Consider the following 25,902-nt stretch of genomic DNA (forward strand, 5'->3'; position numbering starts at 1 on the left):
TAGCGGAAAAAATTCCGGGCGGGTGCGCTTTTCGAGCGCCTCGCCCGTTTGTGTTGAGGCGCGATGCGACAGGGTCGCATCGCGCCAACCCAGTAGAGGATCAAAGTGGCTCGCAAGACTCCTATCGAGCGCTACCGCAATATCGGTATTAGCGCTCACATCGACGCCGGCAAGACGACGACGACCGAGCGCATTCTGTTTTACACCGGTGTGAACCACAAGATCGGTGAAGTCCACGACGGCGCAGCCACGATGGACTGGATGGAGCAGGAACAGGAGCGTGGCATCACGATCACCTCCGCTGCTACCACGGCCTTCTGGAAGGGCATGGGCGGCAACTATCCGGAACACCGCATCAACATCATCGACACCCCGGGCCACGTCGACTTCACGATCGAAGTGGAGCGCTCGATGCGCGTGCTCGACGGCGCGTGCATGGTCTACTGCGCAGTGGGCGGCGTGCAGCCACAGTCGGAAACGGTGTGGCGCCAGGCTAACAAGTACAAGGTGCCGCGTCTCGCGTTCGTCAACAAGATGGACCGTACCGGCGCGAACTTCTTCAAGGTCTACGACCAGCTCCGTCTGCGCCTGAAGGCGAACCCGGTTCCGGTCGTGGTGCCGATCGGCGCGGAAGAAAACTTCAAGGGCGTCGTCGACCTGATCAAGATGAAGGCGATCATTTGGGACGAAGCGTCGCAAGGCACGAAGTTCGACTACGTCGACATTCCGGCCGAGCTCGCAGAGACCTGCAAGGAATGGCGCGAGAAGATGGTCGAAGTGGCTGCTGAAGCCAGCGAAGACCTGATGAACAAGTACCTGGAAGAAGGCGATCTGCCGGAAGCCGACATCGTCAAGGCGCTGCGCGACCGTACGATCGCGTGCGAAATCCAGCCGATGCTGTGCGGTACCGCGTTCAAGAACAAGGGCGTGCAGCGCATGCTCGACGCCGTGATCGACTTCCTGCCGTCGCCGGTCGACATCCCGCCGGTCAAGGGCGAGCTCGAAGATGGCGCAGAAGCCGAGCGCAAGGCGTCGGACGACGAGAAGTTCTCGTCGCTCGCGTTCAAGATCATGACCGACCCGTTCGTCGGCCAGCTGATCTTCTTCCGTGTGTACTCGGGCGTCGTCAACTCGGGCGACACGCTGCTGAACTCGACCAAGGGCAAGAAGGAACGCCTCGGCCGTATTCTGCAGATGCACGCGAACCAGCGTGAAGAAATCAAGGAAGTCCGCGCAGGCGACATCGCTGCTGCAGTTGGCCTGAAGGAAGCGACCACGGGCGACACGCTGTGCGATCCGGCACACCCGATCGTGCTCGAGCGCATGGTGTTCCCGGAGCCGGTGATTTCGCAGGCCGTCGAGCCGAAGACCAAGGCTGACCAGGAAAAGATGGGCCTCGCGCTGAACCGCCTGGCGCAGGAAGATCCGTCGTTCCGCGTGCAGACCGACGAAGAGTCGGGCCAGACCATCATTTCGGGCATGGGCGAGCTCCACCTCGAAATTCTGGTCGACCGGATGAAGCGTGAATTCGGCGTGGAAGCAACGGTCGGCAAGCCGCAGGTTGCATACCGCGAAACGATCCGTTCGACGGCGAAGGACGTCGACGGCAAGTTCGTCAAGCAGTCGGGCGGTCGCGGCCAGTACGGTCACGCGGTCATCACGCTCGAGCCGAACGAACAGGGCAAGGGCTACGAGTTCTTCGACGAGATCAAGGGTGGTGTGATTCCGCGTGAATACATCCCGGCGGTCGACAAGGGTATCCAGGACACGCTGAAGTCGGGCGTGCTGGCCGGCTTCCCGGTCGTCGACGTGAAGGTCCACCTGACGTTCGGTTCGTACCACGACGTTGACTCGAACGAAAACGCGTTCCGCATGGCCGGTTCGATGGCGTTCAAGGAAGCGATGCGCAAGGCGAACCCGGTCGTGCTCGAGCCGATGATGGCAGTCGAAGTCGAAACGCCGGAAGACTACATGGGCAACGTGATGGGCGACCTGTCGGGCCGTCGCGGTATCGTCCAGGGCATGGAAGACATGGTCGGCGGCGGCAAGATCGTCCGCGCTGAAGTTCCGCTGTCGGAAATGTTCGGCTACTCGACGTCGCTGCGCTCGCTGACGCAAGGTCGTGCAACGTACACGATGGAGTTCAAGCACTACGCTGAAGCTCCGCGCAACGTTGCCGAAGCGATCATCAGCGCAAAGTCGAAGTAAAGCTGCATCTACCAACCGATTATTTTTTGAAAGAAGAGAATCATGGCAAAAGAGAAGTTTGAGCGGACCAAGCCGCACGTGAACGTTGGTACGATTGGTCACGTTGACCACGGCAAGACGACGCTGACGGCAGCGATCACGACCGTGCTGACGAAGAAGTTCGGCGGCGAAGCGAAGGCATACGACCAGATCGACGCAGCGCCGGAAGAAAAGGCACGCGGCATCACGATCAACACCGCGCACGTCGAGTACGAAACGGCTAACCGCCACTACGCACACGTCGACTGCCCGGGCCACGCTGACTATGTGAAGAACATGATCACGGGCGCGGCGCAGATGGACGGCGCGATCCTGGTGTGCTCGGCAGCAGACGGCCCGATGCCGCAAACGCGTGAGCACATCCTGCTGGCGCGTCAGGTTGGCGTTCCGTACATCATCGTGTTCCTGAACAAGTGCGACATGGTGGACGACGCTGAACTGCTCGAGCTGGTCGAGATGGAAGTTCGCGAACTCCTGTCGAAGTACGACTTCCCGGGCGACGACACGCCGATCGTGAAGGGTTCGGCGAAGCTGGCGCTGGAAGGCGACACGGGCGAGCTGGGCGAAGTGGCGATCATGAACCTGGCAGACGCACTGGACACGTACATCCCGACGCCGGAGCGTGCGGTTGACGGCGCGTTCCTGATGCCGGTGGAAGACGTGTTCTCGATCTCGGGCCGCGGTACGGTGGTGACGGGTCGTGTGGAGCGCGGCATCGTGAAGGTCGGCGAGGAAATCGAAATCGTCGGTATCAAGCCGACGGTGAAGACGACCTGCACGGGCGTGGAAATGTTCCGCAAGCTGCTGGACCAAGGTCAGGCAGGCGACAACGTTGGTATCCTGCTGCGCGGCACGAAGCGTGAAGACGTGGAGCGCGGCCAGGTTCTGGCGAAGCCGGGTTCGATCACGCCGCACACGCACTTCACGGCTGAAGTGTACGTGCTGAGCAAGGACGAAGGCGGCCGTCACACGCCGTTCTTCAACAACTACCGTCCGCAGTTCTACTTCCGTACGACGGACGTGACGGGCTCGATCGAGCTGCCGAAGGACAAGGAAATGGTGATGCCGGGCGACAACGTGTCGATCACGGTGAAGCTGATTGCACCGATCGCGATGGAAGAAGGTCTGCGCTTCGCAATCCGCGAAGGCGGCCGCACCGTCGGTGCCGGCGTCGTCGCCAAGATCATCGAGTAATATCGACGATCCGCGGGTCCTCTAGAGGATCCGCGATTCCACGGTAGTCATGCCGTCCGGAACCGGGCGTCCAGCTTTGGCTGGCGCCCGGTTTTGTTTTTTGGCGTGCCCGTCGCATTTCGACGAACCCGCACCACCGATCCAAAGAATCGTGTAGAATCGCGGGCTTAGCAGTGGAAGTACCGTCCGGGATGTGGCGCCTCGCTCCCCGCAGGCTTCGTGTCTCGCGTTCTTTTAGTGTCCGGCGATGCAACATCGCCTCGCTCTTTCCAAGGAATCGTCATGCAGCAACAGAAAATCCGCATTCGCCTGAAGGCTTTCGACTATCGTCTGATCGACCAATCGGCTGCCGAAATCGTCGACACGGCGAAGCGGACTGGCGCAATCGTCCGTGGCCCGGTGCCGCTGCCGACGCGCATTCAGCGTTTTGACATCCTGCGCTCGCCGCACGTCAACAAGACGTCGCGCGACCAGCTCGAAATCCGTACCCACCAGCGCCTGATGGACATCGTCGATCCGACCGACAAGACGGTCGACGCGCTGATGAAGCTCGACCTGCCGGCTGGCGTCGACGTGGAAATCAAGCTGCAGTAAGGCTTCCGGCGCCTTCCGGCGTGCCGGGTGGCGCTAAGTCTTTGATTGCTTGCGGAAAACGGAAGGTCGGGCTATAATGCTTGGCTTTTCGCGTATTCGCGTAAAAAAGTCGGGCCTTGCGTGCCCGGCATTTTGTAAATCAGCCCCGACCAATCGCAGTCGGGAATGGAGAAAACGATGAGCCTTGGACTCGTAGGTCGCAAGGTTGGTATGACCCGTATCTTCACGGCTGAAGGGGATTCGATTCCCGTCACCGTGGTGGACGTGTCGGACAACCGCGTGACGCAGATCAAGACTGTTGAAACCGACGGCTACACGGCCGTGCAGGTTGCATTCGGCTCCCGTCGTGCATCGCGCGTGACGAAGCCGCTGGCAGGTCATCTTGCCAAAGCCGGTGTCGAAGCCGGTGAAATCCTCAAGGAATTCCGCATCGACGCGGCCAAGGCGGCCGAGCTGTCGAATGGCGCCGTGGTCGGCGCTGATCTCTTCGAAGTGGGCCAGAAGGTCGACGTGCAAGGCGTGTCGATCGGTAAGGGCTACGCCGGTACGATCAAGCGTTACAACTTCTCCTCCGGCCGTGCCACGCACGGTAACTCGCGCTCGCACAACGTGCCGGGTTCGATCGGTATGGCGCAGGATCCGGGTCGCGTGTTCCCGGGCAAGCGCATGACGGGTCACATGGGTGACGTGACGGTGACGGTGCAGAACCTCGAAATCGCTCGTATCGACGCAGAGCGCAAGCTGCTGCTGGTCAAGGGCGCGATTCCGGGTGCGAAGGGCGGCAAGGTTTTCGTGACGCCGGCCGTGAAGACCAAGGGGGCGAAATAATGGAACTCAAGCTCCTGAATGAAAATGGTCAGGAAGGTGCAGTGGTCAACGCATCGGACGTCGTGTTCGGTCGTGACTACAACGAAGCGCTGATCCACCAGATCGTCGTTGCTTACCAGGCGAACGCTCGCCAGGGTAACCGCGCGCAGAAGGACCGCGAGCAGGTCAAGCACACGACCAAGAAGCCGTGGCGCCAGAAGGGTACGGGCCGTGCTCGTGCCGGTATGTCGTCGAGCCCGCTGTGGCGCGGCGGTGGTCGTATCTTCCCGAACTCGCCGGAAGAAAACTTCTCGCACAAGGTCAACAAGAAGATGCATCGCGCAGGCCTCTGCTCGATCTTCTCGCAGCTGGCCCGCGAAGGCCGTCTGTCGGTCGTCGAGGACATCGTTCTCGAAGCGCCGAAGACCAAGCTGCTGGCCGACAAATTCAAGGCCATGGGTCTCGATTCCGTGTTGATCATCACCGACACGGTCGACGAAAACCTGTACCTGGCTTCGCGCAACCTGCCACACGTGGCAATTGTCGAGCCGCGCTACGCTGACCCGCTGTCGCTGATCTACTTCAAGAAAGTGCTGGTCACGAAGGCTGCGGTCGCCCAGATCGAGGAGTTGCTGTCATGAGCGAGATTCGCAAGAACGATCATCGTTTGATGCAGGTCCTGCTCGCACCGGTGATTTCCGAGAAGGCGACGCTGGTTGCCGACAAGAACGAGCAAGTCGTGTTCGAAGTCGCACCGGATGCCACGAAGCAGGAAGTGAAGGCGGCTGTCGAGCTGCTGTTCAAGGTTGAAGTTGATTCCGTCAACGTGCTGGTTCAGAAGGGCAAGCAGAAGCGCTTCGGCCGTTCGATGGGCCGCCGCAAGGACGTGAAGAAGGCATACGTGTGCCTGAAGCCCGGCCAGGAAATCAACTTTGAAGCGGAGGCCAAGTAATCATGGCAATCGTGAAAGTTAAACCGACTTCGCCGGGTCGCCGCGCGATGGTCAAGGTGGTCAACAAGAACCTGCACAAGGGCAAGCCGTTCGCGGCGCTGCTCGACACGCAGAGCTCGACCGCCGGCCGTAACAACAACGGCCACATCACCACGCGTCACAAGGGTGGTGGTCACAAGCAGCACTACCGTATCGTCGATTTCCGTCGCACGAAGGACGGCATCCCGGCAAAGGTCGAGCGTCTCGAGTACGACCCGAACCGTAGCGCGAACATCGCGCTGGTGCTGTACGCAGACGGCGAGCGCCGCTACATCATCGCCCCGAAGGGCCTGACCGTCGGCCAGCAGCTGATGTCGGGTTCGGAAGCGCCGATCCGCGCAGGCAACACGCTGCCGATCCGCAACATTCCGGTCGGTACGACGATCCACTGCATCGAGATGCTGCCGGGCAAGGGCGCGCAAATGGCGCGTTCGGCTGGCACGTCGGCCATGCTGCTGGCGCGTGAAGGCGTCTACGCGCAGGTTCGTCTGCGTTCGGGCGAAATCCGCCGTGTGCACATCGAGTGCCGTGCAACGATCGGTGAAGTCGGCAACGAAGAGCACAGCCTGCGCCAGATCGGCAAGGCTGGCGCGAACCGCTGGCGCGGTATCCGCCCGACGGTGCGTGGCGTTGCGATGAACCCGGTTGACCACCCGCACGGTGGTGGTGAGGGCAAGACGGCTGCAGGTCGCGACCCGGTGAGCCCGTGGGGCACGCCGGCTAAGGGTTATCGCACCCGCAGCAACAAGCGCACGACGACGATGATCGTCCAGCGCCGTCACAAGCGTTAAGGAGTAGGCAATGGCACGTTCTGTTAAAAAAGGTCCGTTCTGCGACGCCCATTTGCTGAAGAAAGTTGAGGCGGCTGCAGCTTCGCGCGACAAAAAGCCGATCAAGACCTGGTCGCGTCGCTCGACGATTCTGCCGGATTTCATCGGTCTGACGATCGCCGTTCACAACGGCCGTCAACACGTTCCGGTGTACATCTCGGAAAACATGGTCGGCCACAAGCTTGGCGAGTTCGCACTGACCCGGACGTTCAAGGGTCACGCGGCCGACAAGAAGGCCAAGAAATAAGGGGCTATCAAGATGGAAGTGAAAGCAATTCATCGCGGTGCCCGCATCTCGGCGCAGAAGACGCGCCTTGTGGCTGACCAGATCCGCGGTTTGCCGGTCGACAAGGCGCTGAACGTTCTGACGTTCTCGCCGAAGAAGGCGGCTGGCATCGTGAAGAAGGTTGTGCTGTCGGCAATCGCGAATGCGGAGCACAACGAAGGCGCCGATATCGATGAGCTCAAGATCAAGAGCATCTACGTCGACAAGGCTGCGTCGCTCAAGCGTTTCACCGCGCGCGCCAAGGGCCGCGGTAACCGCATCGAGAAGCAATCCTGTCACATCACTGTGACGGTCGGGAATTAAGGAGCCATACGATGGGACAGAAAATTCATCCGACTGGCTTCCGCCTGGCTGTCAGCCGCAATTGGGCTTCGCGCTGGTACGCGAACAACAACAATTTCGCGGCGATGTTGCAGGAAGACATCGGTGTTCGTGAATACCTGAAGAAGAAGCTGAAGAACGCTTCGGTCGGCCGCGTCGTCATCGAGCGTCCGGCAAAGAACGCGCGCATCACGATTTTCAGCTCGCGTCCGGGTGTCGTCATCGGCAAGAAGGGCGAGGATATCGAACTGCTGAAGACGGAACTGCAACGCCGCATGGGCGTGCCGGTTCACGTCAACATCGAAGAGATCCGCAAGCCGGAAACCGATGCGCAACTGATCGCTGACTCGATCACGCAACAGCTCGAGCGCCGGATCATGTTCCGTCGCGCGATGAAGCGTGCGATGCAGAACGCGATGCGTCTGGGTGCCCAGGGCATCAAGATCATGAGCGCGGGCCGTCTGAACGGTATCGAAATCGCACGTACGGAGTGGTACCGCGAAGGTCGCGTGCCGCTGCATACGCTGCGTGCCGACATCGACTACGCGACTTCGGAAGCGAAGACGACCTACGGGATCATCGGCGTCAAGGTGTGGGTTTACAAGGGCGATACCCTTGGCCGCAACGACGCGCCGGTGGTGGAAGAAGTAGCCGAAGACAAGCGTCCGCGTCGCAATGCGCGTCCGGGCGATCGTCGTCCGCGCCGTGACGGCGAAGGCGGCGCTCCGGGTGCTCGCCGTGGCGCACCGCGCCGTGGCGCCGGCAAGCCGGAAGACGGCAAGACTGGAGAATAACGATGCTGCAACCGAAACGCAGGAAGTATCGCAAAGAGCAGAAGGGTCGTAACACCGGCAAGGCGACGCGCGGCAACGCGGTGTCGTTCGGTGAATTCGGCCTGAAGGCGATCGGTCGTGGTCGTTTGACCGCACGTCAGATTGAAGCGGCGCGTCGTGCAATGACGCGTCACATCAAGCGTGGCGGCCGCATCTGGATTCGCATCTTCCCGGACAAGCCGATTTCGCAGAAGCCGGCCGAAGTACGTATGGGTAACGGTAAGGGTAACCCGGAGTACTACGTCGCCGAGATTCAGCCGGGCAAGATGCTGTACGAAATGGATGGCGTATCCGAAGAACTGGCCCGTGAAGCGTTCCGTCTGGCAGCTGCGAAGCTGCCGCTGAAGACGGCATTCATCGTGCGCCAGCTCGGCGCCTAAGGAGAAAACATGAAGGCTTCCGAACTTCTCCAGAAAGACCAGGCCGCGCTCAACAAAGAGCTGGCGGACCTGCTGAAGGCGCAATTCGGCCTGCGCATGCAACTCGCGACCCAGCAGCTCACGAACACGAGCCAGCTGAAGAAGGTTCGTCGCGACATCGCACGTGTGCGGACCGTCATGACTCAGAAGGCGAACCAGAAATGAACGATAGCGTGAAAACCTCGCTGAAGCGGACGCTGGTCGGTCGGGTCGTCAGCAACAAGATGGACAAGACCGTCACCGTGCTGGTCGAGCACCGCGTCAAGCACCCGATCTACGGCAAGTATGTCGTGCGCTCGAAGAAGTACCACGCGCACGATGAAGCGAACACCTACAACGAAGGCGATCTCGTCGAAATCCAGGAAACGCGTCCTGTTTCGAAGACGAAGGCCTGGGCGGTGTCGCGCCTCGTCGAAGCAGCTCGCGTCATCTAAGCGAGGCGAGCAGTAGGGCAGTAACAGGCACTTCTTCACGAAGTGCTTGAAATCGCAAAGTTTTTGCTTGCGTGACCGGGATTATTTGTTATAATCCCGGTCTTCCCTCTTTATGGGAGCCCCGTCGCGGGCGAAGTTGGTGGGGGAAGCGGACTGGCGCCAGCCTGTCCGAAAGATTCACCGAATTGCGATGGCGGGTTTCGTTTGCCGTCGCTGCTGTTCCAACCCAAGCAGCCGATTGGCTGACGGGACCAAGACTGACCGAATGCATCATGGTGGTGCATCCGGATTAAGTTGGGAAAGACAAACCATGATCCAGACCGAATCTCGGCTTGAAGTAGCCGACAACACGGGTGCACGTGAAGTCATGTGCATCAAGGTGCTCGGCGGCTCGAAGCGTCGTTATGCCAGCATTGGCGACATCATCAAGGTGAGCGTCAAAGAGGCAACGCCGCGCGGGCGTGTGAAGAAAGGCGAAATCTACAACGCCGTGGTGGTCCGCACCGCCAAGGGCGTTCGCCGTCAAGACGGCTCGCTGATCAAGTTCGACGGCAACGCCGCTGTGCTTTTGAATAACAAGCTCGAGCCGATCGGCACCCGTATCTTCGGGCCGGTCACGCGTGAGCTGCGTAGCGAACGATTCATGAAGATCGTTTCGCTGGCGCCGGAAGTGCTGTAAGGAGTCGCGATGAACAAGATTCGCAAGGGTGACGAAGTGATCGTCATCACCGGCAAGGACAAGGGCAAGCGCGGTGTCGTGCTGGCCGTCGGTGCCGAGCATGTGACGGTTGAAGGTATCAACCTCGTCAAGAAGCATGTGAAGCCCAACCCGATGAAGGGTACGACGGGTGGCGTGGAAGCGAAGACGATGCCCCTGCATATTTCGAACGTCGCACTGGTCGACGCGAATGGCAAGGCGTCGCGTGTTGGCATCAAGGTCGAGGAAGGCAAGAAGGTTCGCTTCCTGAAGACGACCGGTGCCGTACTGAGCGCCTGACGCAGCGGAGTAAAAAATGGCTCGTTTTCAAGAGTTTTACAAAGAAAAGGTTGTGCCCGGCCTGATCGAGAAGTTCGGTTACAAGTCGGTCATGGAAGTGCCGCGCATCACCAAGATCACGCTGAACATGGGTCTTGGCGAAGCGATCGCTGACAAGAAGATCATCGAGAACGCCGTTGGCGACCTCACGAAGATCGCTGGTCAGAAGCCGGTCGTGACGAAGGCACGCAAGGCAATCGCAGGCTTCAAGATCCGCCAGGGCTACCCGATCGGCGCGATGGTGACGCTGCGCGGCCGCGCGATGTACGAATTCCTCGACCGCTTCGTGACCGTCGCCCTGCCCCGCGTGCGTGACTTCCGCGGTGTGTCGGGCCGTGCTTTCGATGGCCGCGGCAACTACAACATCGGTGTGAAAGAGCAGATCATTTTCCCCGAAATCGATTACGACAAGATCGACGCGCTGCGTGGGCTGAACATCAGCATCACGACGACCGCGAAGACCGACGACGAAGCAAAGGCACTGCTCGCCAGCTTCAAGTTCCCGTTCAGAAACTGAGGTTACCGTGGCTAAACTGGCACTGATCGAACGTGAAAAGAAGCGCGCCCGCCTGGTCGCGAAGTTCGCAGCAAAGCGCGAAGCGCTGAAGGCGATCATCGAAGACCAAAGCAAGTCGGACGAAGAGCGCTACGAAGCACGCCTTGAGCTGCAGCAACTGCCCCGCAACGCAAACCCGACCCGCCAGCGCAACCGCTGCGCGATCACGGGCCGTCCGCGTGGCACGTTCCGTAAATTCGGCCTCGCGCGTAACAAGATTCGTGAAATCGCATTCCGTGGCGAGATTCCTGGCCTGACCAAGGCGAGCTGGTAATAGGAGAAACGTAAATGAGCATGAGTGATCCTATCGCCGATATGCTGACTCGCATCCGCAACGCGCAGATGGTCGAGAAGGTATCGGTCGCGATGCCCTCGTCGAAGGTCAAGGTTGCAATCGCACAAGTCCTGAAGGACGAAGGTTATATCGACGATTTCGCGGTGAAGACCGAAGGCGCGAAGGCTGAGCTGAACATCGCGCTGAAGTACTACGCTGGTCGTCCGGTCATCGAGCGCCTCGAGCGCGTGTCGAAGCCGGGCCTGCGCGTGTACCGCGGCCGTAACGACATTCCGCAGGTCATGAACGGCCTCGGCGTGGCAATCGTGTCGACGCCGAAGGGCGTGATGACCGACCGCAAGGCGCGCGCTACGGGCGTCGGCGGCGAAGTCATCTGCTACGTCGCTTAACGCCGAGGAGAGAGAAACATGTCTCGAGTAGGTAAGAGCCCGATCGCGCTGCAAGGCGCGGAAGTCAAGCTGGCCGACGGTGCGATCACCGTCAAGGGCCCGCTGGGCACCATCACGCAAGCGATCAATCCGCTCGTGAACGTGGCGAACAACGACGGCACGCTGAACCTGTCGCCGGCGGACGAAAGCCGCGAAGCAAATGCACTGTCGGGCACGATGCGCGCGATCATCGCGAATGCCGTGCACGGCGTGACCAAGGGTTTCGAGCGCAAGCTGACGCTGGTTGGCGTCGGTTATCGTGCGCAAGCGCAAGGCGACAAGCTGAACCTGTCGCTGGGTTTCTCGCACCCGGTGGTGCACCAGATGCCGGAAGGCGTCAAGGCCGAAACCCCGACGCAAACCGAAATCGTGATCAAGGGGATCAACAAGCAACAAGTCGGTCAAGTGGCTGCGGAAGTCCGCGGTTACCGTCCGCCGGAGCCCTACAAGGGCAAGGGCGTGCGCTATTCCGACGAGGTTGTGATCCTCAAAGAAACGAAGAAGAAGTAAGGGTGCGCAATCATGGATAAGACTCAATCTCGCCTGCGCCGCGCTCGCCAGACGCGTATCAAGATCGCTGAGCTGCAGGTCGCGCGTCTCGCCGTGCATCGCACGAATACGCACATCTACGCTCAAGTGTTCTCGCCCTGCGGCACCAAGGTGCTCGCCAGCGCGTCGACGCTCGAGGCGGAAGTGCGCGCTGAGCTCGCCGACAAGTCGGGCAAGGGTGGCAACGTTGCTGCTGCGACGCTGATCGGCAAGCGTATTGCCGAGAAGGCCAAGGCCGCCGGCATCGAATCCGTCGCCTTCGACCGCTCGGGCTTCCGCTACCACGGCCGCGTGAAGGCGCTGGCTGAGGCAGCTCGCGAAGCTGGGCTCAAGTTCTAAGGAAGGAATTCGTCATGGCAAAGATGCAAGCGAAAGTTCAGGCTGACGAGCGCGACGACGGCCTTCGTGAAAAGATGATTTCGGTCAACCGCGTGACCAAGGTCGTGAAGGGTGGCCGTATTCTCGGCTTCGCCGCACTGACCGTGGTTGGCGATGGTGATGGCCGCATCGGTATGGGCAAGGGCAAGGCGAAGGAAGTGCCGGTCGCTGTCCAGAAGGCAATGGAACAAGCTCGCCGCAACATGTTCAAGGTGCCGCTCAAGAACGGTACGCTGCAACACGAAGTGCACGGCAAGCACGGCGCATCGGCAGTCCTCCTCGCTCCGGCGAAGGCAGGTACCGGTGTGATCGCCGGCGGCCCGATGCGCGCAGTGTTCGACGTGATGGGCGTTCAGAACGTCGTGGCGAAGAGCCACGGTTCGACGAACCCGTACAACCTCGTTCGCGCCACGCTGGACGGCCTGCGCAAGCAGTCGACCCCGGCAGACATCGCGGCGAAGCGCGGCAAGTCCGTCGAAGAAATTTTGGGCTAAGCCCGGGTGGTCACCATGTCTGAAAAAACTGTCAAGGTTCAGCTCGTCAAGAGCCTGATCGGGACCCGCGAATCGCACCGCGCGACCGTGCGTGGCCTGGGCCTGCGCCGACTCAACTCGGTCAGCGAGCTGCAGGACACGCCGGCGGTCCGCGGCATGATCAACAAGGTCTCGTACCTCGTTAAGGTCATCGCGTAAGCGGCCCTACGGATCAAGGAGTTGATATGGAATTGAATAACCTGAAGCCGGCAGCTGGCGCCAAGCACGCCAAGCGTCGCGTCGGCCGTGGCATCGGTTCGGGCCTCGGCAAGACGGCTGGCCGTGGTCACAAGGGTCAGAAATCGCGTTCGGGCGGCTTCCACAAAGTCGGTTTCGAAGGCGGTCAGATGCCGCTGCAACGTCGTCTGCCGAAGCGCGGCTTCACGTCGCTGACGAAGGAATTCGTCGGTGAAGTGCGCCTGGGCGACCTCGAGAAGCTGCCGGTCGACGAAATCGATCTGCTCGCACTGAAGCAAGCCGGCCTGGTCGGCGAGCTGACGAAGAGCGCGAAGATCATCGCGACGGGCGAACTGAAGCGCAAGATCGTCGTGAAGGGTCTCGGCGCCACCAAGGGTGCGCGCGCAGCGATCGAAGCGGCTGGCGGTTCGTTTGCCGAGTGACACGCCTAGCGCGTCGTCACTAGCATTTGCATCGGAGAAGGTACTTGGCTAACAGCCCGAGTCTTGCAAAACCCGGTCGAAGCACGGCGAAGTTCGGCGATCTGCGCCGGCGAGCGATGTTCTTGCTCCTGGCGCTGATCGTCTATCGCATCGGCGCGCACATCCCCGTGCCGGGCATCGATCCGGATCAACTGGCGAAGCTGTTCCAGAGCCAGGCGGGCGGCATCCTTGGCATGTTCAACATGTTCTCGGGTGGCGCGCTTTCCCGCTTCACGATCTTCGCGCTGGGGATCATGCCGTACATCTCGGCGTCGATCATCATGCAGCTGTTGGCGATCGTCTCGCCGCAGCTCGAGGCGCTGAAGAAGGAAGGGCAGGCAGGGCAACGGAAGATCACGCAGTACACGCGGTATTTCACCGTGGTGCTCGCGACCTTCCAGGCGTTCGGTATCGCGGCTGCGCTGGAAAACCAGCCGGGCCTCGTCACCGATCCCGGCATGCTGTTCCGGCTGACCACGGTCGTGACGCTGGTGACCGGCACGATGTTCCTGATGTGGCTGGGTGAGCAGATCACCGAGCGCGGTCTGGGCAACGGTATCTCGATCATCATCTTCGGCGGGATTGCAGCAGGGTTCCCGAATGCCGTCGGTGGGTTGTTCGAGCTGGTGCGTACGGGTTCGATGAGCATCATTTCGGCGATCATCATCGTCGTTCTGATTGCCGCGGTGACTTACCTGGTCGTGTTCATCGAACGCGGTCAGCGCAAGATCCTCGTGAACTATGCAAAGCGTCAGGTCGGCAACAAGATCTACGGCGGGCAGTCGTCCCACCTGCCGCTGAAGCTGAACATGTCGGGCGTGATTCCGCCGATCTTTGCATCGTCGATCATCCTGTTCCCGGCAACGATTCTCGGCTGGTTCAGCACGGGGCAGCCGTCGGGGAGCTGGTTCTCCAACACGCTGCATAACGTGGCGGAGGCGCTGAAGCCGGGTCAGCCGGTCTACGTGCTGCTGTACACGCTGGCAATCGTGTTTTTCTGCTTCTTCTACACCGCGCTGGTGTTCAACAGCAGGGAAACGGCGGACAACCTGAAGAAGAGCGGCGCGTTCGTGCCGGGCATCCGTCCGGGTGAGCAGACCGCACGATATATCGACCGCATCCTCACGCGTCTGACGCTGGCCGGTGCGATCTACATCGTCTTCGTGTGTCTGCTGCCGGAATTCCTGGTGCTGCGCTGGAATGTGCCGTTTTATTTTGGTGGAACGTCGCTGCTGATCATTGTCGTCGTCACGATGGACTTCATGGCGCAGGTGCAGTCGTACGTTATGTCGCAACAGTATGAGTCGCTGCTCAAGAAGGCAAACTTCAAGGGCGGCAACATCCCAATGCGTTAAAAAGGACCTATGGCCAAGGACGATGTAATCCAGATGCAGGGTGAGGTGATCGAAAACCTTCCGAATGCGACCTTCCGCGTGAAGCTGGAAAACGGCCATGTCGTGTTGGGGCATATCTCCGGAAAGATGCGGATGCACTACATCCGCATCCTCCCGGGCGACAAGGTGACGGTTGAATTGACGCCTTACGATCTGTCGCGTGCGCGGATCGTGTTCCGGGCGAAGTGATTTGGAAAAAAGGGTAATATCATGAAAGTGATGGCATCGGTTAAGCGCATTTGCCGCAATTGCAAGATCATCAAGCGCAAAGGCGTCGTTCGCGTGATCTGCAGCTCGGATCCGCGCCACAAGCAGCGCCAAGGCTGACCGCGCGTTTGTTTGCGCTTTTTGTTTGAGGAAAAACAATGGCTCGTATCGCAGGGGTTAACATCCCGAATCACCAGCATACCGAGATCGGCCTGACGGCTATCTTTGGTATCGGCCGCACCCGTTCGCGCAGCATCTGCGTGGCAGCTGGCGTCGATTTTTCGAAGAAGGTCAAGGATCTGACCGACGCAGACCTGGAAAAGCTGCGTGAAGAAGTGGGCAAGTTTGTCGTCGAAGGCGATCTGCGCCGTGAAGTGACGATGAACATCAAGCGCCTGATGGATCTCGGCTGCTACCGCGGCGTTCGTCATCGCAAGGGTCTGCCGATGCGCGGTCAGCGTACGCGTACGAACGCACGTACTCGCAAGGGTCCGCGTCGTGCAGCGCAAGCGCTGAAGAAGTAAGCGGAACTGACAGTTACAGGAAAACGTAATGGCTAAGGCTTCGAACACCGCGGCGCAACGCGTTCGCAAGAAGGTCAAGAAGAACGTCGCTGAAGGCGTGGTTCACGTTCACGCGTCGTTCAACAACACGATCATCACGATCACCGATCGCCAAGGCAATGCCCTGGCGTGGGCGACGTCGGGCGGCCAGGGCTTCAAGGGCTCGCGCAAGTCGACGCCGTTCGCTGCTCAGGTTGCTGCTGAGTCGGCCGGTCGCGTGGCGATGGAATACGGCGTGAAGAATCTGGAAGTGCGGATCAAGGGCCCGGGCCCGGGTCGCGAGTCGGCAGTGCGCGCACTGCACGGCCTCGGCATCAAGATCACCGCGATTTCGGACGTCACTCCGGTTCCGCACAACGGCTGCCGTCCGCCGAAGCGTCGCCGCATCTAACGATGCGTTGGCGCAATGCCTGTCGCCGCTTAGCGTCGACGGGCTGTGCTTTTTTGATTGACTAAGCCCACCGTTCGCCCCAAAGGGCGCGAACTAGCGCGGATTTCGGTTCGCGTGACTGATTGATAAAGGAATGCAAAGTGGCACGTTATATCGGCCCTAAGGCCAAGCTGTCCCGCCGTGAAGGCACCGACCTCTTCCTGAAGAGCGCGCGTCGCTCGCTCGCAGACAAGTGCAAGCTCGACAGCAAGCCGGGCCAGCACGGCCGTACCTCGGGCGCCCGTACGTCCGACTACGGCACGCAGCTGCGTGAGAAGCAGAAGGTCAAGCGCATCTATGGCGTGCTGGAGCGTCAGTTCCGCCGCTACTTCGCTGAAGCCGACCGCCGCAAGGGCAACACGGGTGAAAACCTGCTGCAACTGCTCGAGTCGCGCCTCGACAACGTCGTGTACCGCATGGGCTTCGGCTCGACCCGCGCTGAAGCGCGTCAGCTGGTGAGCCACAAGTCGATCACCGTGAACGGCGTCGTCGCAAACGTCCCGTCGCAGCAAGTGAAGGCTGGCGACGTGGTCGCGATCCGTGAAAAGGCGAAGAAGCAGGCGCGTATCGTCGAAGCGCTGTCGCTGGCCGAGCAAGGCGGCATGCCGAGCTGGGTTGCAGTCGATGCGAAGAAGTTCGAAGGTACGTTCAAGCAAATGCCGGAGCGCGCCGACATCGCCGGCGACATCAACGAAAGCCTGATCGTCGAATTGTACTCGCGTTAATCCGATTGACAGCCGAGGTACCCCGATTGCGTTCCGCAAGGAGGGGCCTCGGCTGTTTATTTTCAGGGTGTTACCGGTCAGCCTTATCGGTGTAACGAGCCGAGGGTATTGAAAAGGAAAACCTATGCAAACCAGTTTGTTGAAACCCAAGATCATCGCCGTGGAATCGCTGGGCGAGAACCACGCGAAGGTGGTCATGGAGCCGTTCGAGCGCGGCTACGGCCACACCTTGGGCAATGCGCTCCGCCGCGTGCTGCTGTCGTCGATGGTGGGCTACGCGCCGACCGAAGTGACGATCGCGGGCGTGGTGCACGAGTATTCGACGCTTGATGGTGTGCAAGAGGACGTCGTCAACCTGCTGCTGAACCTGAAGGGCGTGGTGTTCAAGCTGCACAACCGCGACGAAGTGACGGTGACCCTGCGCAAGGAAGGCGAAGGCGTCGTCACGGCCGGCGATATCGAGCTGGCGCACGATTGCGAAGTCATCAACCCGAATCACGTGATCGCGCATCTGTCGAAGGGCGGCAAGCTCGACGTTCAGATCAAGATCGAGAAGGGCCGTGGCTACGTGCCGGGCAACGTTCGCCGCTACGGCGAAGATACGGCCAAGATCATCGGCCGCATCGTGCTCGACGCATCGTTCTCGCCGGTTCGCCGCGTGAGCTACGCAGTCGAAAGCGCACGTGTCGAGCAGCGTACCGACCTCGACAAGCTCGTGATGAACATCGAAACGAGCGGCGTGATCACGCCGGAAGAAGCGATCCGCCAGTCGGCACGCATCCTGGTCGACCAGCTGTCCGTGTTCGCGGCGCTGGAAGGCACGGAAACGGCTGCCGAGGCACCGTCGCGCGCGCCGCAGATCGACCCGATCCTGCTGCGTCCGGTGGACGATCTCGAGCTGACGGTCCGTTCGGCGAACTGCCTGAAGGCCGAGAACATCTACTACATCGGCGACCTGATCCAGCGCACGGAAAACGAGCTGCTGAAGACGCCGAACCTCGGTCGCAAGTCGCTCAACGAGATCAAGGAAGTGCTCGCTTCGCGCGGTCTCACGCTGGGTATGAAGCTCGAGAACTGGCCGCCGGCTGGTCTCGACAAGTAAGCCCGGTTGTAGCTGAAGTTGGCAAAGATGCGGATTTTCCTTTAAAATCCGCATCTTGCTTTTTTCGTTACCGGCCCGTGCGCCCCTTCGGGTGCGATAGAAGAGCTGGATCAAAACTTTGAATCAAGGAAACTGAAATGCGCCATCGTCATGGTCTGCGGAAACTGAACCGCACGAGCAGCCACCGTCTGGCAATGCTCCGTAACATGTCCAACTCGCTGATCGAGCACGAAGTCATCAAGACGACGCTGCCGAAGGCGAAGGAACTCCGTAAGGTCGTCGAGCCGCTGATCACGCTCGGCAAGAAGCCGTCGCTCGCTAACCGTCGCCTGGCATTCAACCGCCTGCGCGATCGTGACTCGGTCACGAAGCTGTTCGACGTGCTCGGCCCGCGTTTCGCGAATCGTCCGGGCGGCTACCTGCGCATCCTGAAGTTCGGCTTCCGCGTCGGCGACAACGCACCGATGGCACTGGTCGAGCTGCTGGATCGTCCGGAAGTCGAGGAAACGGAAAACGTGCAAGAAGCTGAATAAGCTTCCCCGTACGTGGCAGTAACAAGAAGGGCTAAGCGAATGCTTGGCCCTTTTTGCTTTTGGGGTGCCATCGGGATGCGATCGATTGTCGCAGTCCGGCTCGCCGGCACCGTCTCGCAGGGTGCGCTACGATACGAGGCAACACGCCGGTGAACGAATCTGGGGGGACGCGTATGGTCGTGGTGCTGATGCTGACGACGGTGCCGGATGCGGCGACCGCCGACGCGCTCGCCGACGGCGCGCTGGCCGCGCGGCTCGCCGCCTGCGTGTCGGAACTCGGTGCGATCAAGTCGCGCTATCACTGGCAAGGCAAGGTCGAAACGGCCCGCGAGATCCAGCTCCTGTTCAAGACGAGCCCGATGCGCGCGCTCGAGCTGGAGCGATTCATTCAGTCGCATCACCCGTACGACACGCCGGAAATCGTCTCCTGGCAGGCCGCGGCGTCGCCGGCATACGGCCAGTGGGTGACCGGCGAAACTCAACGTCTATTTCATGTTTAACGGTATGGCTCTTCGCTTGCGCTTCCCCGTGCTGCGGTTCCTCGCGTTCCTGCTGTCATTCGCGTTCGCGCTCGGCGGCATGTCGCTCGCCCGGGCGGCGGACGATTTCCTCGATCCGTCGGTCGCGTTCAAGTTCAGCGCCAGCGAGTCGCCGGGGCAGGTCGACGTGCGCTTCAAGGTCGCGGACGGCTATTACCTGTACCGCGAGCGGTTCGCGTTCGCGGTCAAGAGCGGCCAGGCGACGCTCGGCGAGCCGCAGTTGCCGGCCGGCCATGTGAAATTCGACCAGACCTTCCAGAAGAACCTCGAGACCTACCGCGGCGAGGTCGTGATCCACGTGCCTGTCAAGCAAGCGGCCGGGCCGTTCGAGCTCGTGGTGACATCGCAAGGCTGCGCGGACGAAGGCATCTGCTATCCGCCCGCCGAGCATGTCGTGAAAGTCAGCGGCGACGCGCTGGGTGCGGCGACCTCGACGGCGGCGCCGTCCCGCGGCGAGGCGGCGGCCGGCAGCTGGTTCGACAAGGTCACCAGCGCCGACTACGCGCAATCCCTGCTCGAAGGCCAGGGCTTCCTCACGATCGTCGCGCTGTATTTCGTGGCGGGCGTCGTGCTGAGCCTGCTGCCCTGCTCCTATCCGATGATTCCGATCGTGTCGGCGATCATCATCGGCCAAGGCACCCGTGCGACGCACACGCGCGGTTTCGCGCTGTCGCTGACCTACGTGCTCGGCATGGCGCTCGTCTACACCGTGCTCGGCATCGCCGCGGCGCTGGTCGGGCAGAGTCTCGGGGCATGGCTGCAGAACCCGTGGGTGCTGGGCAGCTTCGGCGTGCTGTTGACGGTGTTCGCGGCATCGTTGATTTCCGGCATCGACATCGCCTTGCCGCAGCGCTGGCAAAACGGCGCGGCCAGCGCGTCGAGCGGCCGCAAGGGCGGCCACTTCGCGGCCGTTGCCGCGATGGGCGCACTGTCCGCGCTCGTCGTCGGCGCTTGCATGACGGCGCCGCTGTTCGCGGTGCTCGCGTTTATCGCGCATACCGGCAACGCGCTGCTCGGCGGCGCGGCGTTGTTCGCGATGGGGCTGGGGCTCGGCGTGCCGCTGCTGGTCGTCGGCGTCGGCGCGGGCGCGCTGCTGCCGCGCGCGGGCATGTGGATGGACGGCGTGAAGGTGTTCTTCGGCATCGTGCTGCTTGCGGCCGCGCTGTGGATCGTCTGGCCGGTGCTCGGCGGTGCGTTCAGGATGATGCTGGCGGCGTTGTGGCTGCTCGTCGCGGCTGCCGCGCTTGGCCTGTTCTCGCCGCATGCGGGCGCACCGTCGATCTGGCGGCGCCTCGGGCGCGGGCTCGGCGCCGCGCTGGCGATCTGGGCGGCGACGCTGCTGGTTGGGCTCGCGGCGGGGTCGACCGACCCGGTCAAGCCGCTCGCGGTGCTCGCCGCGCGCACGACCGCATCCGTCGCGGGTTCGGCCGCCGCCGGCGCGCCGGCCACGCAGGAAGGCCCGGTATTTGCCTCGGTGGGGTCAAATGCCGAGCTCGATACGCTGCTGAAGACGGCGAGCCGGCCCGTGATGCTCGATTTCTACGCCGACTGGTGCGTGAGCTGCAAGGAGATGGAGCATCTGACCTTTACCGATGCGCGCGTACAGGCGAGGCTGGCGCAGCTGCACCTGGTGCGCGCGGACGTCACCGCGAACAACCCGGCCGACCAGGCGCTGCTCAAGCGCTTCAACCTGTTTGGCCCGCCCGGGATCATCTTCTTCGACCGCAACGGCAACGAAATCGTCCGCGTGGTCGGTTACCAGGCCGCCGAGACGTTCCTGCGCAGCCTCGATCGCGCGGCGGTGCCGACGGTCTGAGCGCACGCCGGTCGCGCAACCAGCCTGCAAGAAAAAACGGCGACGCACCGAAGTGCGTCGCCGTTTTGCTTTGCGCGCAGGGGGCGCGGATCAGCGCTGCGCTTTCAGCAGGCGCGCGGCATCGAGCGCGAAATACGTCAGCACGCCGTCGGCGCCGGCCCGCTTGAACGCGAGCAGCGATTCGAGCACGACCTTGTCGTGATCGAGCCAGCCGTTCATCGCGGCGGCCTTCAGCATCGCGTATTCGCCGCTCACCTGGTACACGTAGGTCGGGAAGCGGAACTCGTCCTTCACGCGGCGCACGATATCGAGGTACGGCATGCCGGGCTTGACCATCACCATATCCGCGCCTTCGTCGATGTCGAGGCGCACTTCGCGCAGCGCCTCGTCGCTGTTCGCCGGATCCATCTGGTAGGTCATCTTGTTGCTCTTGCCCAGATTGGCCGCCGAGCCGACCGCGTCGCGGAACGGGCCGTAGAACGCCGACGCGAACTTGGCCGAATAAGCCATGATGCGCGTGTGGATATGGCCGTCGCTTTCGAGCATCTCGCGGATCGCGCCGATGCGGCCGTCCATCATGTCCGACGGCGCGACGATGTCGACGCCGGCCTCGGCCTGCGCACGCGCCTGCTCGATCAGGATCTCGATGGTGTCGTCGTTGATCACGTAGCCGTTTTCGTCGAGCACGCCGTCCTGGCCATGGCTCGTGTACGGATCCAGCGCGACGTCGGTCAGCACGCCGAGCTCGGGGAAGCGCTTCTTCAGCTCGCGCACCGCGCGCGGGATCAGGCCTTCGGGGTTGGCCGCCTCGCGGCCGTCGGGCGTCTTCAGCGACGGGTCGATGGCCGGGAACAGCGACAGCACGGGCACGCCCAGCTCGACGCACTGCTCGGCGACGTGCATCAGCAGGTCGACCGACACGCGCTCGACGCCCGGCATCGACGGCACCGGCTGGCGCTCGTTCGTGCCGTCGACGACGAAGACCGGGTAGATCAGGTCGTCGGTGGTCAGATGGTTTTCGCGCATCAGGCGGCGGGAGAAATCGTCGCGGCGCATCCGGCGCGGACGATGAAGCGGATGGAAGCTCATGGCAATTTGGCAGAAATCAGGGCAGTAAGGGCCTTACGGAACCCTTAGGTTATTTTCTGGAGCGTTGGTATATGATAGCGATCGAGTGTCGCGCCTGGCGCGATGCTCCCCGCTTCTCCTCCCTGAGCGGGTGCCTGTCGTTATTCGATTAGGCTGTTTGACCCGCCGTTAAACGGCGGGTTTTTTTATGAGCCGGCCGAATCGCAGGCGCCGTCAGGTGCGCGCCGCCGATCCCGGCCGCGCGTTGCCCGATCATTTTGCTACAGGCTCGTCTTTCGCGTCGGCGACGGACGGCCGCACCCAGCTCTCGATCAGCGCATGGGCCTCGTCGAGCCCCGTGCGCTTGAGCGCCGAGAACAGCTGGACGGTCAGCTTGCCTTCCACGCCCGAGTCGCGATACGCATCGAGCCCCTTTTGCGTCGTCCGCAGCGCATTGATGCTTTCCTGCCGCGTCAATTTGTCGCATTTGGTCAGCAGCGTGTGGATCGGCTTGCCGGTCGGCGCGAACCACTCGATCATGCGGCGGTCGAGGTCGGTCAGCGGGCGGCGCGAATCCATCATCAGGATCAGGCCGCAGAGCTGCGAGCGGGTCGCGAGGTAGCTCGACAGCAGCATCTCCCAGTGCGCCTTGGCGGCGCCGGGCACTTCCGCGTAGCCGTAGCCGGGCAGGTCGACGAGATTCGCGACGGGTTCGTCGGCCGGGCCGACCGAAAAATAGTTGATGTGCTGCGTGCGGCCGGGCGTCTTCGACGCGAACGCGAGCCGCTTCTGGTTGCACAGCACGTTGATCGCCGTCGATTTGCCGGCGTTCGAGCGGCCCGCGAACGCGACTTCCGGCTGCACCGTCGGCGGCAGGTCGCGCAGGTGGTTGACGGTCGTGTAGAAGCGGGCTTGATGGAGCAGAAAGGCCATGGGAACCGATGGGACGGGCGGCGCGAGCCGCTTGGTGGAGGCGGGGTAGCCCCGATAGGCGCGGGGGCTTTCAGCGCGATATTGTACAATACGGCGGTTTTGCCGAAGGCCTCCGGGCGCCTGCCTCGCGCGCTAGTGCGGCTTCTGCGGTAGACTGATCGCCGTCGTTTTTTGCAGAACCTCAAATTCCCACAAGACGAAACAGGGTGTGCGAATGAATCGACTGTGCAAGTCTCTGATGGTGCTTCAGGTTGCAGCAGGGTTCGTAGGTTTCGTAGCAGAGGCAAGGGCGGCGGATGCGGCAAAGCCGGATCTCGACCGCGGCAAGGCGATCGCGGCGCAAGTCTGCGCATCGTGTCACGGTGCCGACGGCAACAGCGCATCGGGCGGTTTCCCGAAGCTCGCCGGCCAGCATCCCGAGTATCTGGTCAAGCAGCTGAACGATTTCAAGGCGCAGCCGGGCGCGAAGGGGCCGGCGCGCAACAACCCCGTGATGGTCGGGTTCGCGAGCGCGTTGAGCGCGGACGACATGCGCAACGTCGCGGCGTATTACGGTTCGCAGGCGACGAAGCCCGGCACCGCGCACGTCGCGGCCACCGTGCCGCTCGGCCAGAAGATCTATCGCGGCGGCATCGCGGAGAAGGGCGTGCCGGCCTGCGCGAGCTGCCACGGGCCGACGGGGCAGGGGCTGCCGATCCAGTATCCGCGCCTGTCCGGGCAATGGTCGGATTACACCGTCGCCCAGTTGACGGCGTTCCAGCAGGGAGCGGGCGCCCGCAACAACAACGAGGCGATGCATCAGATCGCGGTGCGTCTGTCGGACAGCGAGATCAAGGCCGTGGCGGACTACATCGCCGGGCTGCGCTGAGCGCCAGTCGCGAACGGAGTGACCGGGCGCCCGCAGGGCGGCCGGAGTCAGAACAAGAAAAGGGTGGGGCGCCGCAGCGTTGCGGCCGCCCGCCCTTTTTTGTTGTCAGTCGGAGTTTGAATGAGCGTTACCACGTCGGGGTTGCAGTTGAAGTCGGGCCAGGGCGCCACGAAGCGCGCGGTCGAGCTGTTGAGCTCGATGCGTTTCGCGATCGCGTTGCTGGTGGTGTTGTCGATCGCGAGCATCGTCGGCACCGTCCTGACCCAGGATGACCCGTATCCGAATTACGTGAACCAGTTCGGGCCGTTCTGGGCCGACATCTTCCGCGCGCTCGGCCTGTACAACGTGTACAGCGCTTGGTGGTTCATGCTGATCCTGATCTTCCTCGTGGTGTCGATCTCGCTGTGCGTGATCCGCAATGCGCCGAAGATGCTCGCCGACGCGAAGAGCTGGAAGGACAAGGTCCGCGAAGGCAGCCTGCGCGCGTTCCATCACAAGGCCGAATATTCCGCGGGCGGCACGCGCGCGGCGGCCACCGCGACGCTCGCCGCGTTCGTCACGAAGGCCGGCTACAAGCACGTCGTGCGCGAGACCGACGGCGCGACGCTGATTTCCGCGAAGCGCGGCGCGCTGACGAAGTTCGGCTATATCTCCGCGCACCTCGCGATCGTCGTGATCTGCGTCGGCGGCCTGCTCGACAGCAACCTGCCGATCAAATTCCAGATGTGGATGTTCGGCAAGAGCCCCGTCAACACGAGCGCGACGATCAGCGAAATCTCGCCCGACCATCGCCTGTCCGCGTCGAACCCGACGTTCCGCGGCTACGCGTGGGTGCCGGAAGGCCAGTTCGTGTCGACCGCGATCCTCAACCAGCCGAACGGCTCGCTGATCCAGGACCTGCCGTTCTCGATCCAGCTCAACAAGTTCATCGTCGACTACTACACGACGGGCATGCCGAAGCTGTTCGCGAGCGACATCGTCGTGATCGATCGCGAGACGGGCCGGAAGATCCCGGCGCGCGTGGAGGTCAACAAGCCGTTCACGTACAAGGGCGTGTCGATCTACCAGTCGAGCTTCCAGGATGGCGGCTCGCAGATGCAGATGACCGCCTACCCGATGACGGGCAGCACGCTGAAGCCGTTCCCGGTGCAGGGCGCGATCGGCAATTCGGTGCCGCTGCAGATGCCGGGCGCCGACGGCGAGTCGATCGAATTCTCCGATTTCCGCGCGATCAACGTCGAGAACATGGCCGACGCGAACGGCAAGCCGGACGTGCGCGGCGTCGCGAAGACCACGACGCTGAAGGAAGCGTTCGACGAGCGGCTCGGCTCGGGCGCGAAGTCGTCGAAGCCGACGCAGCTGCACAACATCGGCCCGTCGGTGCAGTACAAGGTGCGCGGCAAGGACGGCCAGGCGCGCGAGTTCAACAACTACATGCTGCCCGTCGACATGAACGGCGAGCGCGTGTTCCTCGCCGGCGTGCGCGCGAGCCCGAACGATCCGTTCCGCTATATGCGGATTCCGGCGGACAGCCAGGATTCGATCGGCGAATGGATGCGCCTGCGCGCGGCGCTCGAAGATCCGGCGGTGCGCGCGGATGCGGCCGCGCGCTTCGCGCAGCGTTCGCTGCCGGGCACCGACGCGTCGCTGCGCGGCCGCCTGCAGGACAGCGCATCGAAGGTGCTGACCCTGTTTGCGGCGAGCGACGACAGCGTCGGGCGCGGCGCGGACGGCCAGCCGGTGGGCGGCTTCCAGGCCGTCGCGACGTTCATCGACCGGTCGGTGCCGAAGGCCGAGCAGGAAAAGGCGGCCGGCCTGCTGCTGCGGATGCTCGAGGGCTCGATGTGGGAGGTCTGGCAGATCGCGCGCGCGCGCGCCGGCGAGGCGCCGCTCCAGCAGGGCGCGGAGTCGATCCGGTTCGTGCAGAATTCGATCAACGCGCTGTCCGACAGCTTCCTGTACGGTTCGCCGGTCTATCTGCAGCTCGACTCCTTCAAGCAGGTGCAAGCTTCGGTATTTCAGCTGACGCGCGCACCGGGCAAGAATCTGGTGTATCTTGGCAGCCTGCTGCTCGTTGCCGGCATCTTCGCGATGTTCTATGTGCGCGAGCGGCGCCTCTGGTTCTGGCTCAAGGACGCCGGCCCCGGCGTCGATGTGGTGATGGCGATGTCCACGGCCCGCAAGACCTTCGATTTCGAGAAAGAATTCGTGCAGACGCGCGACGCGGCCGGCGCCGCATTGCACGCAGCACCTCGCGATGCCGCGCCCGCCGGTGCGGCGTCGGCTTCCCGCCCGCCGGCTGGCGGCGGTTCCGAGGATTCCACCCGGTAACAT

General features: G+C 62.3%; 37 protein-coding genes. 35 read left to right on the top strand and 2 right to left on the bottom strand.

Translation table 11 applies throughout. The annotated features are described in order from the left end of the window. The first annotated feature begins 105 nt into the window (after window positions 1–105). The 33 genes from fusA to dsbD all read left to right on the top strand — a co-directional run bounded on the left by fusA (window position 106) and on the right by dsbD (window position 20,699). Window positions 106–2,208, top strand: coding sequence for an elongation factor G (gene fusA / locus HWY45_RS22825; protein ID WP_059883746.1), 2,103 nt, complete (start codon window positions 106–108; stop codon window positions 2,206–2,208). A 42-nt stretch (window positions 2,209–2,250) separates the two neighbouring features. After that, window positions 2,251–3,441: an elongation factor Tu gene (gene tuf / locus HWY45_RS22830; protein ID WP_011882996.1), complete on the top strand. Its 1,191-nt coding sequence runs from the start codon at window positions 2,251–2,253 to the stop codon at window positions 3,439–3,441. A gap of 282 nt (window positions 3,442–3,723) precedes the next feature. After that, window positions 3,724–4,035 (top strand): 30S ribosomal protein S10, encoded by a 312-nt coding sequence (gene rpsJ / locus HWY45_RS22835; protein WP_004199280.1) that lies wholly within the window; start codon window positions 3,724–3,726, stop codon window positions 4,033–4,035. 177 nt (window positions 4,036–4,212) lie between these two features. Beyond that, complete coding sequence (gene rplC, locus HWY45_RS22840; RefSeq protein WP_059558439.1) at window positions 4,213–4,863, top strand: 50S ribosomal protein L3; 651 nt, start codon at window positions 4,213–4,215, stop codon at window positions 4,861–4,863. After that, window positions 4,863–5,483 (top strand): 50S ribosomal protein L4, encoded by a 621-nt coding sequence (gene rplD, locus HWY45_RS22845; protein WP_059558287.1) that lies wholly within the window; start codon window positions 4,863–4,865, stop codon window positions 5,481–5,483. Before rplC ends, rplD begins: the two co-directional genes overlap by 1 nt. Then, on the top strand, window positions 5,480–5,794 hold the full coding sequence (rplW, locus tag HWY45_RS22850; protein WP_004199275.1) for a 50S ribosomal protein L23: 315 nt from the start codon (window positions 5,480–5,482) through the stop codon (window positions 5,792–5,794). The genes rplD and rplW overlap by 4 nt, the downstream gene beginning before the upstream one ends. A 2-nt stretch (window positions 5,795–5,796) precedes the next feature. Further along, on the top strand, window positions 5,797–6,624 hold the full coding sequence (gene rplB, locus HWY45_RS22855; RefSeq protein ID WP_026045041.1) for a 50S ribosomal protein L2: 828 nt from the start codon (window positions 5,797–5,799) through the stop codon (window positions 6,622–6,624). 10 nt (window positions 6,625–6,634) lie between these two features. Next, a complete protein-coding gene (gene rpsS / locus HWY45_RS22860; RefSeq protein ID WP_004199273.1) occupies window positions 6,635–6,910 on the top strand; it encodes a 30S ribosomal protein S19 in 276 nt (91 codons plus the stop codon). Between the two features lie 12 nt (window positions 6,911–6,922). Continuing rightward, window positions 6,923–7,252, top strand: a complete 330-nt coding sequence (gene rplV / locus HWY45_RS22865) for a 50S ribosomal protein L22 (protein ID WP_004199272.1) — start codon at window positions 6,923–6,925, stop codon at window positions 7,250–7,252. A gap of 11 nt (window positions 7,253–7,263) precedes the next feature. After that, window positions 7,264–8,064: a 30S ribosomal protein S3 gene (rpsC, locus tag HWY45_RS22870; RefSeq protein ID WP_006400654.1), complete on the top strand. Its 801-nt coding sequence runs from the start codon at window positions 7,264–7,266 to the stop codon at window positions 8,062–8,064. 2 nt (window positions 8,065–8,066) lie between these two features. Next, the gene (gene rplP / locus HWY45_RS22875; protein ID WP_006765417.1) at window positions 8,067–8,483 is read left to right on the top strand and encodes a 50S ribosomal protein L16; all 417 of its coding nucleotides are present in this window, start codon (window positions 8,067–8,069) and stop codon (window positions 8,481–8,483) included. A 9-nt stretch (window positions 8,484–8,492) separates the two neighbouring features. Next, window positions 8,493–8,687: a 50S ribosomal protein L29 gene (gene rpmC, locus HWY45_RS22880; RefSeq protein WP_006400652.1), complete on the top strand. Its 195-nt coding sequence runs from the start codon at window positions 8,493–8,495 to the stop codon at window positions 8,685–8,687. Continuing rightward, window positions 8,684–8,956 (top strand): 30S ribosomal protein S17, encoded by a 273-nt coding sequence (gene rpsQ, locus HWY45_RS22885; protein ID WP_059558289.1) that lies wholly within the window; start codon window positions 8,684–8,686, stop codon window positions 8,954–8,956. Before rpmC ends, rpsQ begins: the two co-directional genes overlap by 4 nt. A 310-nt stretch (window positions 8,957–9,266) precedes the next feature. Next, complete coding sequence (gene rplN / locus HWY45_RS22890; RefSeq protein ID WP_004197951.1) at window positions 9,267–9,635, top strand: 50S ribosomal protein L14; 369 nt, start codon at window positions 9,267–9,269, stop codon at window positions 9,633–9,635. Between the two features lie 9 nt (window positions 9,636–9,644). Beyond that, window positions 9,645–9,953: a 50S ribosomal protein L24 gene (gene rplX / locus HWY45_RS22895; protein WP_059558291.1), complete on the top strand. Its 309-nt coding sequence runs from the start codon at window positions 9,645–9,647 to the stop codon at window positions 9,951–9,953. 16 nt (window positions 9,954–9,969) lie between these two features. Beyond that, window positions 9,970–10,509, top strand: coding sequence for a 50S ribosomal protein L5 (gene rplE, locus HWY45_RS22900; RefSeq protein ID WP_006482882.1), 540 nt, complete (start codon window positions 9,970–9,972; stop codon window positions 10,507–10,509). Between the two features lie 7 nt (window positions 10,510–10,516). Continuing rightward, window positions 10,517–10,822 (top strand): 30S ribosomal protein S14, encoded by a 306-nt coding sequence (gene rpsN, locus HWY45_RS22905; RefSeq protein WP_059558293.1) that lies wholly within the window; start codon window positions 10,517–10,519, stop codon window positions 10,820–10,822. A gap of 14 nt (window positions 10,823–10,836) precedes the next feature. Next, a complete protein-coding gene (gene rpsH, locus HWY45_RS22910; RefSeq protein ID WP_012734366.1) occupies window positions 10,837–11,232 on the top strand; it encodes a 30S ribosomal protein S8 in 396 nt (131 codons plus the stop codon). Window positions 11,233–11,250: 18 nt separating this feature from the next. Then, the gene (gene rplF, locus HWY45_RS22915) at window positions 11,251–11,781 is read left to right on the top strand and encodes a 50S ribosomal protein L6 (RefSeq protein ID WP_059558296.1); all 531 of its coding nucleotides are present in this window, start codon (window positions 11,251–11,253) and stop codon (window positions 11,779–11,781) included. 12 nt (window positions 11,782–11,793) lie between these two features. Continuing rightward, a complete protein-coding gene (gene rplR / locus HWY45_RS22920) occupies window positions 11,794–12,159 on the top strand; it encodes a 50S ribosomal protein L18 (protein WP_006400645.1) in 366 nt (121 codons plus the stop codon). A gap of 14 nt (window positions 12,160–12,173) precedes the next feature. After that, entirely contained in the window at window positions 12,174–12,692 is a 519-nt protein-coding gene (gene rpsE / locus HWY45_RS22925) for a 30S ribosomal protein S5 (protein WP_006482895.1), read from the top strand. 15 nt (window positions 12,693–12,707) lie between these two features. Continuing rightward, window positions 12,708–12,890 (top strand): 50S ribosomal protein L30, encoded by a 183-nt coding sequence (rpmD, locus tag HWY45_RS22930; RefSeq protein WP_006400644.1) that lies wholly within the window; start codon window positions 12,708–12,710, stop codon window positions 12,888–12,890. Window positions 12,891–12,916: 26 nt separating this feature from the next. Continuing rightward, a complete protein-coding gene (gene rplO / locus HWY45_RS22935) occupies window positions 12,917–13,351 on the top strand; it encodes a 50S ribosomal protein L15 (RefSeq protein WP_006482880.1) in 435 nt (144 codons plus the stop codon). 44 nt (window positions 13,352–13,395) lie between these two features. Further along, entirely contained in the window at window positions 13,396–14,745 is a 1,350-nt protein-coding gene (gene secY / locus HWY45_RS22940) for a preprotein translocase subunit SecY (RefSeq protein WP_026045042.1), read from the top strand. Window positions 14,746–14,754: 9 nt separating this feature from the next. Beyond that, window positions 14,755–14,973, top strand: coding sequence for a translation initiation factor IF-1 (infA, locus tag HWY45_RS22945; protein WP_004521905.1), 219 nt, complete (start codon window positions 14,755–14,757; stop codon window positions 14,971–14,973). Window positions 14,974–14,994: 21 nt separating this feature from the next. Next, the gene (gene rpmJ, locus HWY45_RS22950) at window positions 14,995–15,111 is read left to right on the top strand and encodes a 50S ribosomal protein L36 (protein ID WP_004199844.1); all 117 of its coding nucleotides are present in this window, start codon (window positions 14,995–14,997) and stop codon (window positions 15,109–15,111) included. 38 nt (window positions 15,112–15,149) lie between these two features. Next, entirely contained in the window at window positions 15,150–15,515 is a 366-nt protein-coding gene (rpsM, locus tag HWY45_RS22955; protein ID WP_006400641.1) for a 30S ribosomal protein S13, read from the top strand. A 28-nt stretch (window positions 15,516–15,543) separates the two neighbouring features. After that, window positions 15,544–15,945, top strand: a complete 402-nt coding sequence (rpsK, locus tag HWY45_RS22960) for a 30S ribosomal protein S11 (protein ID WP_010092939.1) — start codon at window positions 15,544–15,546, stop codon at window positions 15,943–15,945. Between the two features lie 140 nt (window positions 15,946–16,085). Beyond that, window positions 16,086–16,709, top strand: coding sequence for a 30S ribosomal protein S4 (gene rpsD, locus HWY45_RS22965; protein WP_012362893.1), 624 nt, complete (start codon window positions 16,086–16,088; stop codon window positions 16,707–16,709). A 124-nt stretch (window positions 16,710–16,833) separates the two neighbouring features. After that, window positions 16,834–17,811 (top strand): DNA-directed RNA polymerase subunit alpha, encoded by a 978-nt coding sequence (locus HWY45_RS22970; RefSeq protein WP_006765411.1) that lies wholly within the window; start codon window positions 16,834–16,836, stop codon window positions 17,809–17,811. 137 nt (window positions 17,812–17,948) lie between these two features. After that, window positions 17,949–18,344, top strand: a complete 396-nt coding sequence (rplQ, locus tag HWY45_RS22975) for a 50S ribosomal protein L17 (RefSeq protein WP_059558298.1) — start codon at window positions 17,949–17,951, stop codon at window positions 18,342–18,344. 173 nt (window positions 18,345–18,517) lie between these two features. Further along, a complete protein-coding gene (gene cutA, locus HWY45_RS22980) occupies window positions 18,518–18,844 on the top strand; it encodes a divalent-cation tolerance protein CutA (RefSeq protein ID WP_059558301.1) in 327 nt (108 codons plus the stop codon). Next, a complete protein-coding gene (gene dsbD, locus HWY45_RS22985) occupies window positions 18,837–20,699 on the top strand; it encodes a protein-disulfide reductase DsbD (protein WP_059883745.1) in 1,863 nt (620 codons plus the stop codon). Before cutA ends, dsbD begins: the two co-directional genes overlap by 8 nt. A gap of 90 nt (window positions 20,700–20,789) precedes the next feature. Here the strand turns inward: dsbD and hemB are convergent, their stop codons facing one another. Together hemB and yihA are read right to left on the bottom strand one after the other, a co-directional pair. Then, on the bottom strand, window positions 20,790–21,788 hold the full coding sequence (gene hemB / locus HWY45_RS22990) for a porphobilinogen synthase (RefSeq protein ID WP_059883744.1): 999 nt from the start codon (window positions 21,786–21,788) through the stop codon (window positions 20,790–20,792). A 252-nt stretch (window positions 21,789–22,040) separates the two neighbouring features. Beyond that, window positions 22,041–22,700 (bottom strand): ribosome biogenesis GTP-binding protein YihA/YsxC, encoded by a 660-nt coding sequence (gene yihA, locus HWY45_RS22995; RefSeq protein ID WP_059883743.1) that lies wholly within the window; start codon window positions 22,698–22,700, stop codon window positions 22,041–22,043. A gap of 214 nt (window positions 22,701–22,914) precedes the next feature. On the opposite strand from yihA, the gene HWY45_RS23000 reads away from it, so the two are divergent. Both HWY45_RS23000 and HWY45_RS23005 read left to right on the top strand, forming a co-directional pair. Further along, complete coding sequence (locus HWY45_RS23000; RefSeq protein ID WP_059883742.1) at window positions 22,915–23,568, top strand: c-type cytochrome; 654 nt, start codon at window positions 22,915–22,917, stop codon at window positions 23,566–23,568. A 120-nt stretch (window positions 23,569–23,688) separates the two neighbouring features. Beyond that, the gene (locus tag HWY45_RS23005; protein WP_059883741.1) at window positions 23,689–25,899 is read left to right on the top strand and encodes a cytochrome c biogenesis protein ResB; all 2,211 of its coding nucleotides are present in this window, start codon (window positions 23,689–23,691) and stop codon (window positions 25,897–25,899) included. Window positions 25,900–25,902 lie beyond the last annotated feature (3 nt).

Source organism: Burkholderia stagnalis, assembly GCF_902830275.1.
Classification (GTDB): Bacteria; Pseudomonadota; Gammaproteobacteria; order Burkholderiales; family Burkholderiaceae; genus Burkholderia; species Burkholderia stagnalis.

Bases quoted from the DNA above. Each gene is read 5' to 3' on its own strand.
- rpsC (WP_006400654.1), top strand. From the start codon at position 7,264: ATGGGACAGAAAATTCATCCGACTGGCTTCCGCCTGGCTGTCAGCCGC.
- rplW (WP_004199275.1), top strand. From the start codon at position 5,480: ATGAGCGAGATTCGCAAGAACGATCATCGTTTGATGCAGGTCCTGCTC.
- rplD (WP_059558287.1), top strand. From the start codon at position 4,863: ATGGAACTCAAGCTCCTGAATGAAAATGGTCAGGAAGGTGCAGTGGTC.
- rplV (WP_004199272.1), top strand. From the start codon at position 6,923: ATGGAAGTGAAAGCAATTCATCGCGGTGCCCGCATCTCGGCGCAGAAG.
- rpsH (WP_012734366.1), top strand. From the start codon at position 10,837: ATGAGCATGAGTGATCCTATCGCCGATATGCTGACTCGCATCCGCAAC.
- tuf (WP_011882996.1), top strand. From the start codon at position 2,251: ATGGCAAAAGAGAAGTTTGAGCGGACCAAGCCGCACGTGAACGTTGGT.
- rplN (WP_004197951.1), top strand. From the start codon at position 9,267: ATGATCCAGACCGAATCTCGGCTTGAAGTAGCCGACAACACGGGTGCA.
- HWY45_RS22970 (WP_006765411.1), top strand. From the start codon at position 16,834: ATGCAAACCAGTTTGTTGAAACCCAAGATCATCGCCGTGGAATCGCTG.
- dsbD (WP_059883745.1), top strand. From the start codon at position 18,837: ATGTTTAACGGTATGGCTCTTCGCTTGCGCTTCCCCGTGCTGCGGTTC.
- rpsJ (WP_004199280.1), top strand. From the start codon at position 3,724: ATGCAGCAACAGAAAATCCGCATTCGCCTGAAGGCTTTCGACTATCGT.
- infA (WP_004521905.1), top strand. From the start codon at position 14,755: ATGGCCAAGGACGATGTAATCCAGATGCAGGGTGAGGTGATCGAAAAC.
- cutA (WP_059558301.1), top strand. From the start codon at position 18,518: ATGGTCGTGGTGCTGATGCTGACGACGGTGCCGGATGCGGCGACCGCC.
- hemB (WP_059883744.1), bottom strand. From the start codon at position 21,788: ATGAGCTTCCATCCGCTTCATCGTCCGCGCCGGATGCGCCGCGACGAT.
- rplR (WP_006400645.1), top strand. From the start codon at position 11,794: ATGGATAAGACTCAATCTCGCCTGCGCCGCGCTCGCCAGACGCGTATC.
- rpmC (WP_006400652.1), top strand. From the start codon at position 8,493: ATGAAGGCTTCCGAACTTCTCCAGAAAGACCAGGCCGCGCTCAACAAA.
- HWY45_RS23005 (WP_059883741.1), top strand. From the start codon at position 23,689: ATGAGCGTTACCACGTCGGGGTTGCAGTTGAAGTCGGGCCAGGGCGCC.
- rplF (WP_059558296.1), top strand. From the start codon at position 11,251: ATGTCTCGAGTAGGTAAGAGCCCGATCGCGCTGCAAGGCGCGGAAGTC.
- rpsE (WP_006482895.1), top strand. From the start codon at position 12,174: ATGGCAAAGATGCAAGCGAAAGTTCAGGCTGACGAGCGCGACGACGGC.
- yihA (WP_059883743.1), bottom strand. From the start codon at position 22,700: ATGGCCTTTCTGCTCCATCAAGCCCGCTTCTACACGACCGTCAACCAC.
- rplP (WP_006765417.1), top strand. From the start codon at position 8,067: ATGCTGCAACCGAAACGCAGGAAGTATCGCAAAGAGCAGAAGGGTCGT.
- rpsQ (WP_059558289.1), top strand. From the start codon at position 8,684: ATGAACGATAGCGTGAAAACCTCGCTGAAGCGGACGCTGGTCGGTCGG.
- rpsK (WP_010092939.1), top strand. From the start codon at position 15,544: ATGGCTAAGGCTTCGAACACCGCGGCGCAACGCGTTCGCAAGAAGGTC.
- rplB (WP_026045041.1), top strand. From the start codon at position 5,797: ATGGCAATCGTGAAAGTTAAACCGACTTCGCCGGGTCGCCGCGCGATG.
- rplE (WP_006482882.1), top strand. From the start codon at position 9,970: ATGGCTCGTTTTCAAGAGTTTTACAAAGAAAAGGTTGTGCCCGGCCTG.
- rplC (WP_059558439.1), top strand. From the start codon at position 4,213: ATGAGCCTTGGACTCGTAGGTCGCAAGGTTGGTATGACCCGTATCTTC.
- rpsM (WP_006400641.1), top strand. From the start codon at position 15,150: ATGGCTCGTATCGCAGGGGTTAACATCCCGAATCACCAGCATACCGAG.
- HWY45_RS23000 (WP_059883742.1), top strand. From the start codon at position 22,915: ATGAATCGACTGTGCAAGTCTCTGATGGTGCTTCAGGTTGCAGCAGGG.
- rpsS (WP_004199273.1), top strand. From the start codon at position 6,635: ATGGCACGTTCTGTTAAAAAAGGTCCGTTCTGCGACGCCCATTTGCTG.
- rplQ (WP_059558298.1), top strand. From the start codon at position 17,949: ATGCGCCATCGTCATGGTCTGCGGAAACTGAACCGCACGAGCAGCCAC.
- rpmJ (WP_004199844.1), top strand. From the start codon at position 14,995: ATGAAAGTGATGGCATCGGTTAAGCGCATTTGCCGCAATTGCAAGATC.
- rplO (WP_006482880.1), top strand. From the start codon at position 12,917: ATGGAATTGAATAACCTGAAGCCGGCAGCTGGCGCCAAGCACGCCAAG.
- rpmD (WP_006400644.1), top strand. From the start codon at position 12,708: ATGTCTGAAAAAACTGTCAAGGTTCAGCTCGTCAAGAGCCTGATCGGG.
- rplX (WP_059558291.1), top strand. From the start codon at position 9,645: ATGAACAAGATTCGCAAGGGTGACGAAGTGATCGTCATCACCGGCAAG.